Origin of the sequence: Novosphingobium nitrogenifigens DSM 19370 (genome assembly GCF_000192575.1) — a bacterium.
In the GTDB taxonomy this organism is placed as follows: Bacteria; Pseudomonadota; Alphaproteobacteria; order Sphingomonadales; family Sphingomonadaceae; genus Novosphingobium; species Novosphingobium nitrogenifigens.
In genome coordinates, this window is record NZ_GL876931.1 from 60,193 (window position 1) to 73,125 (window position 12,933).

Annotated in this window: 15 protein-coding genes and 1 tRNA gene; 10 read left to right on the top strand and 6 right to left on the bottom strand. The window is 63.3% G+C overall.

All coding sequences use genetic code 11. The features are described 5' to 3' along the window. Positions 1–97 precede the first annotated feature (97 nt). The gene (locus tag Y88_RS08270) at positions 98–571 is read left to right on the top strand and encodes a hypothetical protein (protein ID WP_157132614.1); all 474 of its coding nucleotides are present in this window, start codon (positions 98–100) and stop codon (positions 569–571) included. Positions 572–699: 128 nt separating this feature from the next. On the opposite strand, the gene Y88_RS08275 is transcribed toward Y88_RS08270, so the two are convergent. Next, the gene (locus tag Y88_RS08275) at positions 700–2,025 is read right to left on the bottom strand and encodes a sigma-54-dependent transcriptional regulator (RefSeq protein ID WP_008068288.1); all 1,326 of its coding nucleotides are present in this window, start codon (positions 2,023–2,025) and stop codon (positions 700–702) included. Beyond that, positions 2,022–3,758, bottom strand: coding sequence for a sensor histidine kinase (locus tag Y88_RS08280; RefSeq protein ID WP_232280981.1), 1,737 nt, complete (start codon positions 3,756–3,758; stop codon positions 2,022–2,024). Before Y88_RS08280 ends, Y88_RS08275 begins: the two co-directional genes overlap by 4 nt. Positions 3,759–3,926: 168 nt before the next feature. Here Y88_RS08280 and Y88_RS08285 point away from each other — a divergent pair, with 168 nt between their 5' ends. From Y88_RS08285 to Y88_RS08300, 4 genes are read left to right on the top strand one after another with little or no spacing between them, the layout of a single operon-like run. Continuing rightward, on the top strand, positions 3,927–4,253 hold the full coding sequence (locus Y88_RS08285; protein WP_008068291.1) for a hypothetical protein: 327 nt from the start codon (positions 3,927–3,929) through the stop codon (positions 4,251–4,253). A gap of 10 nt (positions 4,254–4,263) precedes the next feature. Beyond that, positions 4,264–5,484, top strand: a complete 1,221-nt coding sequence (locus Y88_RS08290; protein ID WP_008068293.1) for an SDR family oxidoreductase — start codon at positions 4,264–4,266, stop codon at positions 5,482–5,484. Beyond that, positions 5,477–5,947 (top strand): DUF2269 family protein, encoded by a 471-nt coding sequence (locus Y88_RS08295; RefSeq protein WP_008068295.1) that lies wholly within the window; start codon positions 5,477–5,479, stop codon positions 5,945–5,947. The genes Y88_RS08290 and Y88_RS08295 overlap by 8 nt, the downstream gene beginning before the upstream one ends. Beyond that, positions 5,944–6,927, top strand: a complete 984-nt coding sequence (locus tag Y88_RS08300; protein ID WP_008068296.1) for an SRPBCC family protein — start codon at positions 5,944–5,946, stop codon at positions 6,925–6,927. The genes Y88_RS08295 and Y88_RS08300 overlap by 4 nt, the downstream gene beginning before the upstream one ends. 151 nt (positions 6,928–7,078) lie before the next feature. Here the strand turns inward: Y88_RS08300 and Y88_RS08305 are convergent, their stop codons facing one another. Beyond that, positions 7,079–8,194, bottom strand: coding sequence for a Fic family protein (locus Y88_RS08305; protein WP_008068298.1), 1,116 nt, complete (start codon positions 8,192–8,194; stop codon positions 7,079–7,081). A 191-nt stretch (positions 8,195–8,385) separates the two neighbouring features. Continuing rightward, positions 8,386–8,793 carry a helix-turn-helix domain-containing protein gene (locus tag Y88_RS08310; RefSeq protein WP_008068299.1) on the bottom strand — a complete coding sequence of 136 codons (408 nt, stop codon included), beginning with the start codon at positions 8,791–8,793 and terminating at the stop codon, positions 8,386–8,388. A 110-nt stretch (positions 8,794–8,903) separates the two neighbouring features. Between Y88_RS08310 and Y88_RS19165 the strand changes: the two genes are divergently transcribed. Genes Y88_RS19165 through Y88_RS08315 form a run of 3 tightly spaced genes read left to right on the top strand, consistent with a single transcriptional unit; the run spans position 8,904 to position 10,387 of the window. Beyond that, complete coding sequence (locus Y88_RS19165) at positions 8,904–9,098, top strand: MerR family transcriptional regulator (RefSeq protein ID WP_157132615.1); 195 nt, start codon at positions 8,904–8,906, stop codon at positions 9,096–9,098. A 33-nt stretch (positions 9,099–9,131) separates the two neighbouring features. Beyond that, positions 9,132–9,311 (top strand): hypothetical protein, encoded by a 180-nt coding sequence (locus Y88_RS19170; protein WP_008068302.1) that lies wholly within the window; start codon positions 9,132–9,134, stop codon positions 9,309–9,311. Further along, the gene (locus Y88_RS08315; protein WP_008068303.1) at positions 9,308–10,387 is read left to right on the top strand and encodes a tyrosine-type recombinase/integrase; all 1,080 of its coding nucleotides are present in this window, start codon (positions 9,308–9,310) and stop codon (positions 10,385–10,387) included. Before Y88_RS19170 ends, Y88_RS08315 begins: the two co-directional genes overlap by 4 nt. Before the next feature lie 14 nt (positions 10,388–10,401). Here Y88_RS08315 and Y88_RS08320 read toward each other — a convergent pair. Then, positions 10,402–10,478, bottom strand: a tRNA-Arg gene (locus Y88_RS08320). Positions 10,479–10,665: 187 nt separating this feature from the next. On the opposite strand from Y88_RS08320, the gene Y88_RS08325 reads away from it, so the two are divergent. Continuing rightward, entirely contained in the window at positions 10,666–11,490 is an 825-nt protein-coding gene (locus tag Y88_RS08325) for a formate/nitrite transporter family protein (RefSeq protein WP_018075879.1), read from the top strand. A 56-nt stretch (positions 11,491–11,546) separates the two neighbouring features. Continuing rightward, positions 11,547–12,041, top strand: coding sequence for an MmcB family DNA repair protein (locus Y88_RS08330; RefSeq protein ID WP_018075880.1), 495 nt, complete (start codon positions 11,547–11,549; stop codon positions 12,039–12,041). A gap of 4 nt (positions 12,042–12,045) precedes the next feature. Here Y88_RS08330 and Y88_RS08335 read toward each other — a convergent pair whose 3' ends face one another. Further along, a complete protein-coding gene (locus tag Y88_RS08335; RefSeq protein ID WP_018075881.1) occupies positions 12,046–12,633 on the bottom strand; it encodes a TMEM165/GDT1 family protein in 588 nt (195 codons plus the stop codon). Positions 12,634–12,933: the final 300 nt, after the last annotated feature.

Genomic DNA, 12,933 nt, shown 5'->3' on the forward strand with positions numbered 1-12,933 from the left:
TCCGGAGTGAGGGCGGCCATCGCCATCCCCGCGCCCACACCGGCATATCCGGATGCAACACCGTTGCGTACAAGGGGCTGCGTGGTAACATAAGAAAATGCGCGACGAAAAAATTCGGAATGGTGGTCTTTGGATAGCTGGCGGGGGCGGCATTCTCGCAGCCGGAAACATTTTCATCCCGCCTTTGCATCCAAGCCTATTTCCTGCGACCATTTTCGTTGCTGCGGTGGCTGCTCTACTTTTTCTGCGAATGCTGTTCAGCCGTTTTTATCGAGACGGTATTGATCTGATAAACCTCGATATGCGGGGAGGTGATCCATGGCCTGGAAAGCGCAAAAAATTCTTCGACCCAGATTGGGGGCTGTTTGGCATTCGAACTGGTAGCCCAAAGCTGCTGTGGGTTCGGGCTATTTTATTTTTGGGGGCTATGCCGCTTGCTTTGACTCAAGCATGGGTGGGCATAGCAATTGTCCAGCTATGGTGGGCAAGCCTGTTCGTCGTAATGATATTGAGCTTGATGTATGGGGCAATCGATACCCAATCAAAACACGCTGATGGCGGCCTAACCTAACTTTGCCGACGATGCGCCTGTTCGCGCTCTCCCCCAAACTCGCCGTACGTTGCCGATTTTCATCAGGTGAACGTACGACGGCTCCCGACGGCCTGGCCTTGCGCCTTGAACGTCGTGTTTGAGGGCGCCTACCGCAATCCCATCCGATCCATTTTCTTGAGCAGCCCCACGCGCGAGAGGCCAAGATCGCGGGCGGTGTGGGTGTGATTGTGGCCGGTGCGTTCAAGTGCCTCAACGATCCGACGCCGTTCCAATGCAACCACCTCATCTTCCAGCGTCAAATTTGCAGGAGTTAGGGTAACGGGCGCGGTTTCTCCGGTAGCAAAGACCAGATCCTCGACGCTGATCGCAGCACCTTGCGCCAAGGCCGCCGCGCATTCCACCGCCGCGCGCAATTCGCGCACATTGCCGGGCCAGGCACGCTGGGCGATCCACTCCAATGCCTCTGGGGCAAAGCGCGCAGCAGGTGCCGCGCGGCGCAAGAATATTTGCGCCAGCAACGCCTTGTCCGCCCCCCGTTCATCCAGCCTTGGCGTCGACAGCACCAGTCCCTTCAGGCGATAATAAAGATCTTCGCGGAACGAGCCATCAGCAACGGCGGCGGTAAGATCGCGATGCGTGGCGGCGATGATGCGCACGTCGGCTTGGCGCATCTCGCGCGCGCCAACTGGCTGATAGGTGCCATCGGCCAGAAAGCGCAGCAGCTTGACCTGCATGGCAGGCGGCATCTCGCCAATCTCGTCGAGGAACAGCGTGCCGCCATGCGCCACCTCGACAAGGCCAGCGCGGTCGGCATGGGCGCCGGTGAAGCTGCCCTTGAGATGTCCAAACAGCTCGCTTTCCAGCAAGTCGGCCGGAACCGCCCCGCAATGCACTGGCACCAACGGGCCCTTCGCGCGCGTGGAGGCTGCGTGAATGGCGCGGGCCACCAGTTCCTTGCCCGTGCCGCTCGGCCCCAGCACCATCACAGGCATGTTGGTGGGCGCCACCCGGCGGATCAGCGCGCGCAAGGCGACCATCGGCGGCGATTGGCCGATCAGCCCCATGTCCTCGCTCGTCTCATCGCGGGCGCGCAAGGCTGCCAGTTCCTGCGCTAGCCTCGCCCGCTCCACCGCTCGGGCGACGACAACCTTGAGCAGATCGGGATCGACCGGCTTGGCGAGAAAATCCCATGCGCCCGCCTCAATCGCCTGCATCGCTAGTGCCTGATCGGCATGGCCGGTCATCACCACTACTGGAGCCGGCGCAAAGGCGGAGATCAGCGCAATGCCCGCTTGCGGATCGTGGTGCGGCGGCATCGCCAGATCAAGCAGCACCACATCAGGCCGGTGCCGTGCAAAAGCGGCGCGTGCGGCATCGCCGTCGCCCACGGTGGTTACCTCATGCCCCTGCGCGCGCAGCCAGCCTGCGGTCAGGCGCTGAAAGGCGGGTTCATCATCGGCCAGCAGGATCATGCACGCTCTCGCAAATCTGGCCCGAATGTCAGGCGAAAACAGGTGGTCCAACCCTCGCGCCGGGCCAGCGTGGCGGTGCCGCCATGCGCCTCCAAAATGCGGCGCACGATGGCAAGGCCAAGCCCCGTGCCCCCGGGGCGGCGCGAAACGAAGGGCTTGAACAGGCTGTCGGCGATCTCCGGAGCGATGCCGGGGCCCTTGTCGCAAATGTCGATTGTGCGGTCATCGGCAAAGATGGCGCAATCACCACCCATCGCCTTTGCGTTGTCCACCAGATTGGCCAAAGCACGGCGCAAGGCTGCGGGATCGGCATGCAGTGTTGTGCCCTCGGCCACATCCACGGATACGCCAAATCCGGCCAGATAGGGCGCCAATTCGATGGGACGCGGCGCAATGGTCCACGCCCGCGCATAATCCAGAATATCGGTGACAAGCACGTTCATGCGCCCCACTTGCTCGCCAATCTCGGCGCGCACCTCGGGCGGAGCGCCGGTGGCGGCCATCTGCACAATGCCCAGCGGATTGCGCAAATCATGCGCTATTGTCGCCGCCAGTGCGCCCAGTTCGGCTAGCCTTGCCTCGCGCTCGGCCTCCACCATGCGGCGGGCGCTGGCAAGGCGGCGAGCGGCTTCTTCCACCAGCGTGGCGACGCGCGCGGCGGTGTGGCGCAGGGCGAAGGGCGCATCGTCCCATCCGTTCAGCGTCACAGCATCGCCCACAACGGCCAATCCCGGCCCATCCTCGGCAAGGCCCAGATGCTGGCGCAGCATGGCGTTGGCCAATGCTTCCAGCGCCCGCTCGTCCGCCACCTGCGCCAAGGCATCGCGCCACGGCTCGAGATCCAGCCTGGCACCGGGGAACACCAGCCGATCGGTCAGCCGCTTGAGCGGCGCCATCACCAACAGCCCCAAGGCCATCGCGCCTGCAAGGGCCGCCCATGTCGCCACAAAACCCTCTGGTCGCCCAGCCAGCGCCAGTGGCAGCGTGGCGATCAGCGCCGCCGCACCGCCCGCGCCCGCCAGCAGCAGGATCCACACCAAGCCCCGGCGCGCCCACACATCAGCCGCCATGAAGCGATGGCGCACCACCGCATAGACCAGCGCCACCGAGTAAAGCGGCAGCGCCAGCACCGGCCAAGGATAGGCCTCAATCCCCAGCGCGGGGAAGGCAAAGCCGGAGAGCGCCAGCAGGCCAATCCCGCTCGACACGAACACCGCGCCCGCCTGATCGCGGTGAAGCCCGCTCTGCTGCCGCCATGTCTGAAGTAGCCGCAGATGCCCCATCACCGACAGCGCCGCCGTAACCGCCAGCACACCCCAGCCCGCCAGCGAGGGGACAAAGGCCCCAGCAAAGCCATGCCAGGGCGCAATCCGTCCCACGCCCAGCGCAAGCCCCGCGACCACCGCCATAATGGCCATGCCATAGCTGCCCCATGCCACCGGACGCAGCGCGCCGCACAGCGCAAAGGCGAACACCAGGTGCACAAAGGCCGCCGCAGGCAGGGGCGATAGCGCGATCACCGTCAGCGTAAACGGCGCTGCGCTGGCGCCCAGCATCGCGGGGGCAGCCATAGCCAAGCTCCACAGCGCAACCCCGCACAGGAAAGCCACCAGCGTCCATGCCCCCGGCAAGGCTCGCGCCCTGGCGGCCACAAAACCTGCCAGCACAAAGCTGGCCAGTGCGGTCAGGCCCAGCGCGCCGATATAGGCCATGATACCAAGAGCTGTATCCATCGTTGACAGCATATCATGCGTTTCCGTTCACGTCGTTAACATTCAAGGAGCCGTTTCACCGCCGAAAACCCCTGTTTTCCGGCAATCATCGCAATTGGCATGCCAGTTGCGATGCAAGGGGCATGGCGCGGCCAACCCCGACCGCCCTTACGTGAAAGGAGCCATGCGATGTTGATCCCGATTGCCGCCTTGTTGCTCACCTATGTCATCACGCTGGTGCTGGCAGGCCTTGCTGCCTTTGTGCTGCGCCGCCCGCTTGCGATCCTGCTCTCCGAATTGTGCGGCACCGAGGAACGCTCCTCGTTCTGGACGGTGTGGTCGATGGTGATGATGATCGCGCTGCCGCTACTGTTTGTCTCGATGGCGCGGATTGCCACTGATCCTACCGAACTGATCCAGGGCACGGTGGCCTGCACCTTGGCCGGAATCCTGATGGCGATGGCTGGCATGGGGCTGGCCGTGTGGCGCCGCGTGCCTCGCCCGGTGATCGATTGAGGAGGCCGCGATGCGCGTGATGATCGTGGGCGGCGGCTTTATCGGCGGGCATCTTGCCGGGCGGCTGCGCGCTGAAGGATGCGCCGTGACGGTGGCAGGAAGGCGCGGTGCGGACATGGCATGCGATCTGGCCCGCGATGATACTGCCGTCTGGGCGCAGCGGTTGCGGGGGTATGACGCGCTGGTGAACTGCGCGGGCATCTTGGCTGCCGGGGCGAACTATGATGGCGTCCATGCCCGAGGCGCCATCGCCTTGTTCGATGGCGCAGCGCAGGCCGGGGTGGCGCGGGTGGTCCAGATCTCCTCGCTGGGCGCCAGCGACGGCACCACCGCGTATCACCGCAGCAAGCGCGCGGCAGACGAGCACTTGGTGAGCCTGAATCTGGGCTGGGCCATTGTCCGCCCCTCGCTGGTGGTGGGGCGCGGCGGGGGCAGCGCGGCTTTGTTCAGCGCTTTGGCGGCCTTGCCGCTGATGCCCGATATGGGCGGCGGCATGGTGCAACCCATCGCCATCGACGATCTGGTGGAAGCGATCTGGCGCCTTTTGCGGCGGCCGCTGCCCATGAGCGTGGTGGTGGATGCCGTGGGGCCGGAGCCGATGCGCCTTGTCGATCTGATGGCCATTCTGCGGCGCTGGCTGGGCTTCGAGGCCACACGCAGCCTGCCGGTGCCGCGCTGGATGATGCGATGGGTCGCCACTCTGGGCATCGGGCCGATGACGCGCGACAGCCTGACCATGCTGGAGGCTGGCAATGCCGCGCCGGTCGAGCCATTTGTGGCGGCGCTCGGCTTTGTGCCTCAACCTGTCGCGCGAGCCTTGGATCGCTCCCCCGCAACGCAGGGTGATCGGCTGGCCGCGCGCCTGTCGCCGCTGGGGCCTGTGCTGCGCGGGCTATTGGCAGCGGTCTGGCTGGCCGGTGGTTTGGTGCCGCTGCTGCTCACGCCCATGGCCAGCAACACGCATCTGCTCGCTCGCCTTGGCCTGACCGGCGAAGCGGCGATCGGCACCGTCTGGGCCGGATCGCTGGCGGATATGGCGGTGGGCCTCGCTTTGATCCTGCGCTGGCATGGGGCGGCGCTGGCGGGCGTGGCATTGATGGGTGCCTATAGCCTGATACTCGCTGCCGTCGCGCCCGAACTCTGGGCCGATCCCTTTGGCGCGCTGGTCAAGAACCTTGCCGTCCTCGGCCTGTCTCTGGCCATCCATGCAATGGAGAAGCCCCATGCCTGATTATCTGCTCCTCAAAACCGTCCATATCCTCAGTTCCACCCTGCTGTTTGGCACGGGGCTGGGCACGGCCTTTCATGGCTGGATGGCCAACCGATCCGGCGTGCTGGCGGCGCGGCGGGTGGTGAACCGCAATGTCGAACTCGCGGACTGGCTGTTCACCACGCCCGCTGTGATTGTGCAACCGGTGACGGGGGTGTGGCTGGCGCATATCGCGGGTTTTCCCCTGACGACGCCGTGGCTGATGGCCGCCATTGCGCTCTACATTCTGGTGGGGGCTTGCTGGTTGCCGGTGGTCGCGATCCAGATCGCCATGCGGCGCATCGCCGAGGCCACACCCGACGGCGGACAATTACCGGCCCGCTATCATCGCTTGGCCCGTTGGTGGTTCGCGTTGGGCTGGCCTGCCTTTATCGGCGTCATCGTCATTTTCTGGCTGATGGTCGCCAAGCCGGAGTTTGCATGATGACTGTGACACCTTCTGATCGCGGGCGCATTCTCGCCGGATTTACTCTGGCCCTGGCCATCGCGCTCAGCGCCTATATCCTGATCAACGCCAGCAAGGCGAACAGCGTGGCTTTTGGCAGCCTATGGTTTTTGGCCATTCTGCCAGCCTATCTTTGCGCTTTGATCTGCTACGTCGGGGATCCGGCGATGGAGCGGCCGCGCTCTTTCTACCTTTCGGTGCCGCCGGTCTTTGGCGCCATTGTCTGTGTGGGATCAGCGGTCTTTCTGCGCGAAGGCGTGATCTGCCTTGTCATGCTGGCGCCCATTTGGCTGAGCTTTGGCTGGCTTGGTGTCTATATTCTGCGCCGCGTGCGCAAGGGGCGGGACGATCCGGCGCGGTTTCAGGCCTCGCTGCTGTTCTTGCCGCTGATGTGCGGCAGCATGGAAAGCCAGATTCCGGTTGTCGAGCAACGGGTCACGCTCACACGCTCGATCGTTATTGAGGCAACGCCTGCGCAAATCTGGCCCTTTGCCGTGGCTAACGCCCATATCGGAAGCGACGAGGGGCAATGGAATTTCACGCAAAGCATCTTGCGCCTGCCCCGCCCGCGAGCGACCACATTGAGAGGACATGGAGTGGGCGCCATCCGCACCGCCTATTGGGGCGATCACATCAATTTCGAGGAGCGGATCACCCAATGGCAACCGGGGCGACGGCTAGGCTGGGCCTTTGCCTTCACCAACAGTTCGCTCCAAGACTATACCGACCGGCATATTTCGCCCGACGGGCAATTCCTGAAGATCGACACCGGCGACTACACGCTCACCCCAATGGGCGCGGGCCGGACGCTGCTGACCCTGCGGACCAATTACATCGCCAAGACGCATGTTAACCCATACGCGCAACTCTGGGGTGAAATCCTGCTCGGCGACATTCAAAGCAATGTGCTGGCTATTATCAAAGAGCGTTCCGAACGGAGAACTGGCCATGCAAGCTGAGGCATCCCGATGAACGGAAGCTAGCTATGGATGTTTGGATCAGATGTCTTAAACGGCTGCTCTGGCGGCGGGAACGTCCTCTGTGGCCGTAGAATCTTACAAGGATCGCAGACAAGTCGCCAGAGCTTACCTCCTAACGCATCCCCGTCCCTCAAAACACATCCCGCCCCTCCGCGATATTGAGCAATTCCGGGAACACCAAAGTCGCTGGCGCACGCCCCGATGGCGGCACCAATTCCCGCAGCAGGCCGTTATCGCGCAGGTCACGGATGATCTTGCGTGCGGTTGCCGGTGGGATCTGGGCTGAGGCGATGAAGTCCGGCGTCTGGAAGATCGGGCGCTGAAAGATCCAGTCCAAAGCGCGCACCGCATATTGGGAATGGGTAATCTCCACGACCCTATCGCGTTTGTCTTGATGCAAGGCCAAGATCGCCTGCGCCTTTTGCGTGTTCGCCTCGGCTTGGGCGATGATGCCGCGCAGGAAGAAGGCTACCCACCCGCTCCAGTCATCGTCGCGCGACACGGCCAGCATCCGGTCGTAATACTCGTCGCGATTGGCTTCGAGATATTCCGAGAGATAGAAATTCGGGCGCGAAAGCAGCCCATGGGCATAGAGGAACAACGGGATGATCAGCCGCCCGATGCGCCCGTTTCCATCCAGAAACGGATGGATCGACTCAAATTCGGCGTGAACGATGGCCAGTTGCACCAGCCGATCTGGCGCATCGGCGTGGATGTAGGCCTCCCAGCCCGCCATAGCACCTTCGATACGGTCGGCGCCGGGGGGCACGAAACGCGCTTGCTCGATGGTGCAGCCTTCCGGGCCGATCCAGTTGGGGATCCGGCGGTATTCGCCCGGATCTTTGTGACGGCCGCGCACCCCGTCCATCAAAACGCGGTGCGTCGCCTTGATCAGGCGTTGCGATAGCGGGAGCTCGGCCATCAACCGATCTGCCTCGCGCAGGGCGGCGCGATAGTTCAAGACCTCCCGCGCGTCGGCCTTCTTCGGCGTGCTTTCATCGAACAGATGGCCCTGCGCTTCGAACTCCAGCACTTCGCCCAGCGTGACCTGTGTGCCCTCGATCTTGCTGGACAGCACGGCCTCGCGCGCGGTCAACGGGGAGAGCAGGATATCCGGATTGGGAATGCCTGAAAGGACGCCCTCATACCGCGCAATGGCTGCGTTGGCTGGCCCCACCAGCGGAAACAGCGCGCCCAGATCAAGCGCAGCGGGAGGAAATCGTCCTTCATGGTAGGCAACAGGCAATTGGCGTCTCCGTCGGGCGCCCCGTGAGATGTGCCCCGAGTCGCCTATCGATTTGATGATCGTCTATCGACAGCTACACCATTTGATGATCGCGAAACAGGGTTTCGCTTACATCAAGCCACATTGATGTTCACAGACGATCATCAAAAAGGAAAGAGGGCTGAGGCAGGTAGGGCTTCGTGGGGAAGAGATCAGGCGACCAGCTTGCCCATGGCGTCCACCACGCCCTCGTCACACTGCTCGTGCGCCAAGATGTATTGGAACAGCGCAGTGCTGAGACGGATGAGATGCTCCTGCTGCACCTCGTCGCCGCCACGGGTGAGGTAAGCCCAGGCGGTAGCCAAGGCCCGCTGATGGACCTGCCCCAGATCCGGCGTGAAAATGGCGCCTTCGCCCAGCAGCAACCAGCCAGCGCTTACCCCATGCTTTTCGCAAAGGTCCGCCACAAGCGAAGCCGGCGGCACGCGAAAGCCGCGCTCGTAATTGGCAAGCCCCGGCTTCGAAATGCCTAGCTCCTCGGCCAGTTGCACCTGGCTGAGCCCCTTGAGGCGTCGCACTTCCGCGATGCGCGTGCCGATACCGCGTGACTCGTCAATCACGGTTTCAAAATCTGCCTTGACGAATACATATGTATGCCATTAGCCTATATATGACGTTCAATAGCAGCATGTGTAGCACCATGCTGCGCCAATATACAGGAGCAACTTTCGTGACGAGACTCCTCAGCCCCCGCGAGATGGCCCAGCAATCGGGTTGGCCCGAAGGCCGCATCCGCCGCCTGATCTCGACGCGCCGTCTGCGCCATATGAAAATCGACGGCCTGATCCTCCTGCCTGAAACTGCCATCGAGGAATTTACGGCTGCGCACATGGTCGAGCCGGAAGCGGTCAGCCCCTCGCACTAACCCGTTCACTCCCCTTAGCAAGGATGCAACACCATGGCGGCACCAGACGCTGTCCGGCAAAGAACCATCACGCGCGCGGCCAAGGCCATGCGCGCCGCTGGCGAGACCAGCTACAAGATCGAGATCACCCCTGCCGGCGCCATGGTCATCTGGGCGGGCGAGGTTGCCCAACGCCCTTCCGACAACAGCTTCGACCGGTTGATTGCGCGATGAAACGCCGCTGGCTGCCCAAATGGGTCTCAGGCTTTCGAGATCGACACGGCAAGGCCCGCTATCGCTTCCGCCGCAAAGGGCAGGCGCAATATCTGTTCAAGCACGCACCCGGCACCGAGGAGTTTCGGCAGGAATATCAGGCTTGTTTGACGGCCAGCGAAGCACCCAAGATTCAGCCGGGTGCGGATAAGATCAAGCCCGGCACCTTCGACGATCTTATCGTGCGCTACTACCGCTCACCCGACTTTCTAGATCCCAGCCCGCGCACCCAAGTCGTCTATCGCGGGGTGATTGAGCGCTGGCGCGCCAAATATGGCAGCGGGCGTGTGGCCGACCTGGAAACACGCCACGTCGCGGCGATGATGGCCGAAATGCTCCCACATCGCACGTCCGCGAACATGCTGCGCAAACGCCTGAGCGCCTTGATGGCCTTCGCCAATCGGCAAGGCGAAATCGACAAAAACCCCGTGCTGGCCACCAAGCCCTATCGCATCGATGGCGGCGGCTTTCACACATGGACCGAGCCAGAAATCGCGCTGTACGAAGCGCATCACCCCACCGGCACGATGGCCCGCCTGATGTTTGATCTCTTGCTGTGGACCGGGCAGCGAGGTGGTGATGTCCGGCTGTTAGGCCCCAACGCCATTCAAGACAAACGCCTCGTCATCACGCAGGAGAAAACCAAGGTCACGGTCTCCCTGCCGATCTTGCCAGCCTTGGCGCAATCCATTCTGGCCACACAAACGGGCGAGGACACTTTTCTTGTCACCACCCACGGCAAGACCTTCACCCGCAAGGGCTTCGGAAACAAATTCCGTGATTGGTGTGACGCGGCAGGGCTGCCCCATTGCAGCGCTCATGGCCTGCGCAAAGCCGCTGCACGCCGCTTTGCCGAGGCCCGTTGCTCCAACCAGCAGATCAAAGCGTGGACCGGCCACACCACCGATAGCGAGATCGCCCGCTACACCGCAGCCGTCGACCAGCAACTCATGTCGGACGCCGCCGCCGAGATGCTTTTGGCTAACCTCATTCAGCGGGTTAGCCAAAAATCCAGCCAAGCCCCTGAGAAAGGATAAAACTATGAGGAAGGTGGCGCACCCGACAGGATTCGAACCTGTGACCTCTGCCTTCGGAGGGCAGCGCTCTATCCAGCTGAGCTACGGGTGCGCTTGGTTCGTGTCCGGTAGCAGCGGTTTGACGAAAGCGAAAGGGGTTTCGCGCGCGGGGATGTGAATGGTCGGGGAGAAAGCGCGTTCCAGCGCGGATCGGGCTCGACCTGTCCCTTTTTGCGGCCTTTTCACGGCACCCGCGCGGGTTTGGGACGTTGGCGGACGGGCAAGGAGGGTATTTCCGCATGACCGATAAGCCCGAGCGCGACATCGCGCTGACACAGGAAGAGCTGGCCGCCGTCGCCGAAAAGCAGGTCGCCAACACCCGCGTGATTCACGAAGTGGTGCGCCGCCACGGTGACGAGGAAATGGAACGGCCAACGATGTCGCTTGCGGTGTCAGGCCTTGCCGGGGGCATTGCGATCTGCACCTCGGTTCTGGCCGAGGCGCAGATCGAGCGCATGCTGCCCGACGCGCCATGGCGCCCGCTGGTGGCCTGTTTCGGCTACACCATGGGTTTCGTCATCGTCATCCTGTGCCACCTCCAGCTTTTCACCGAGAGCACCCTGTCGGCAGTGATCCCCGTGGCAACCAATCCCCGCCACGCCAATTTCCTGCGTCTTTTGCGCTTTTGGGGGCTGGTGCTCGGCACCAACCTCGTCGGCACGCTGGCGACCGCCTGGGCCTTCGACCATCAATGGATCGTGACCGCAGCCCAGCATCAGGCCATGCTTGACCTTTCTACGCGCCTGCTCGCCCGCGACTGGGGAGAAACGCTGCGCATGGCGATCCCCGCCGGGTTCCTGATCGCGGCCGTGCCGTGGTCGCTGCCCTCGGCCAAGGGGCAGGAATTCTGGGTCATCGTCGCGCTGACCTATCTGATCGCACTGGGCGGGTTTGCCCATGTCGTTGCAGGGTCTACCGAAGCCTGGCTGCTCGCTCTCCACGGCACGATCGGTTTCGGCACCGCGATCGGCGGCCTGATCCTGCCCGCCCTGCTCGGCAACGTGCTGGGCGGCACCGGGCTTTTCGCGGTGCTGGCCCATACACAGGCGCGCCATGAACTTTGAGGCAAGACATGACCGCGGACTTTACGCGTTCAATGTTTGTTCTTATTCAACCCATCATGACCGCTCTGCCCGAGGACCTCGACCCGCCTCTCCCGCGTGAAGCCCTGGCGGTGGCGCGCGGGATCACGCGCCTGTTTGCGCGCAATGACATCTGGTGCCTGGGCGAAATGCCGCTGCGCAACGGACGGCGTGCCGATCTCATGGGCATCGACGCGCGCGGGCAAGTCATCATCGTCGAGATCAAGGTGAGCCGCGCCGATCTGCTCGGCGATGCCAAATGGCCCGATTACCTCGACCACTGCGACCGCTTTTTCTGGGGCCTTGCCGCCCATCTCGACCGGGCGGTCATGGAAACCGAAGCCTTTCGCCCGGAAACGACCGGCCTCATCGTCGCCGACGGTTACGATGCCGAAATCCTGCGCCCGGCCCCGCTGATCCCGCTGGCCGCAGCGCGGCGCAAGGTCGAGGTCGAACGCCTCGCCCGCGCCTCGCTGCGCCGCCAGACTATCGCAGCCGATACCCGCACCGCATCGTGGGGCCGGGACGGCTGATCGTTCAGACCAGCCCGGCCGTCTTCGCCCCCAGCCAGAGGCCAAGACAGACGAAAAGGATGGCGGCAACCGTGCGCACCAGCGCAAGCGGAACGCGCCGGATGACTTCGTTGCCGAGGAAGACCGCCGGGACATTGGCGAGCATCATGCCAAGCGTGGTTCCCGCTGCGACCGTCACTGCATCGTGATACCGCGCGCCGAGCGCGATCGTCGCCACCTGCGTCTTGTCGCCCATTTCGACGAGGAAGAACGCGATCAGCGTGGTGAGAAACACCCCATGGCGACCGCCCTTGGCATCGATGTCGTCGTCCACGCTATCGGGAACGAGCGTCCACAACCCCATCGCGACGAACCCGGCCGCGACCGCATAACGGAACCACACGCTGTCGAGCAGCCCTGCCGCCGTCGATCCGATCAGCGCCGAAAAGAAGTGATTGACGATCGTTGCGACCAGAATGCCCGCGATGATCGGCAAGGGCCGCCGATACCGGGTCGCCAGCACGATCGCCAGCAACTGCGTCTTGTCGCCGATTTCGGCAAGCGCGACGACGGCCGTCGACGTAAGGAAGGCATCGGGAAGAAAAGCTGTCATGGGAAACACCGTCTGGAAGCGGGGTGCCCGCACCTACCCTCTTGCGTGCAATGCAACAAGATCGGCGCGCAATTTTCTTGCCCGAGAGGACAATGACCGGTATAGGCGCTCCATCGCATGGACGGCCGCGATGTTTTTTCGTGGCAGGCTCGGGCAGCGTGGGATCGGCCGCAATTTGACATTGGCCTGATCCGCCCCGGTCGAACGCCCCTGCCGTTCGTCGCTTCCCTTTCACGCACGGGTCGCATTGGTCGACCCCGTGGCCGTTGCCCGCTTTTTTCTGCGCAGGCGACGTCCGCA

Bases quoted from the DNA above. Each gene is read 5' to 3' on its own strand.
- Y88_RS08280 (WP_232280981.1), bottom strand. From the start codon at position 3,758: ATGGATACAGCTCTTGGTATCATGGCCTATATCGGCGCGCTGGGCCTG.
- Y88_RS08300 (WP_008068296.1), top strand. From the start codon at position 5,944: ATGATGACTGTGACACCTTCTGATCGCGGGCGCATTCTCGCCGGATTT.
- Y88_RS08270 (WP_157132614.1), top strand. From the start codon at position 98: ATGCGCGACGAAAAAATTCGGAATGGTGGTCTTTGGATAGCTGGCGGG.
- Y88_RS08275 (WP_008068288.1), bottom strand. From the start codon at position 2,025: ATGATCCTGCTGGCCGATGATGAACCCGCCTTTCAGCGCCTGACCGCA.
- Y88_RS08290 (WP_008068293.1), top strand. From the start codon at position 4,264: ATGCGCGTGATGATCGTGGGCGGCGGCTTTATCGGCGGGCATCTTGCC.
- Y88_RS08295 (WP_008068295.1), top strand. From the start codon at position 5,477: ATGCCTGATTATCTGCTCCTCAAAACCGTCCATATCCTCAGTTCCACC.
- Y88_RS08285 (WP_008068291.1), top strand. From the start codon at position 3,927: ATGTTGATCCCGATTGCCGCCTTGTTGCTCACCTATGTCATCACGCTG.
- Y88_RS08325 (WP_018075879.1), top strand. From the start codon at position 10,666: ATGACCGATAAGCCCGAGCGCGACATCGCGCTGACACAGGAAGAGCTG.
- Y88_RS19170 (WP_008068302.1), top strand. From the start codon at position 9,132: ATGGCGGCACCAGACGCTGTCCGGCAAAGAACCATCACGCGCGCGGCC.
- Y88_RS08335 (WP_018075881.1), bottom strand. From the start codon at position 12,633: ATGACAGCTTTTCTTCCCGATGCCTTCCTTACGTCGACGGCCGTCGTC.
- Y88_RS08330 (WP_018075880.1), top strand. From the start codon at position 11,547: ATGACCGCTCTGCCCGAGGACCTCGACCCGCCTCTCCCGCGTGAAGCC.
- Y88_RS08315 (WP_008068303.1), top strand. From the start codon at position 9,308: ATGAAACGCCGCTGGCTGCCCAAATGGGTCTCAGGCTTTCGAGATCGA.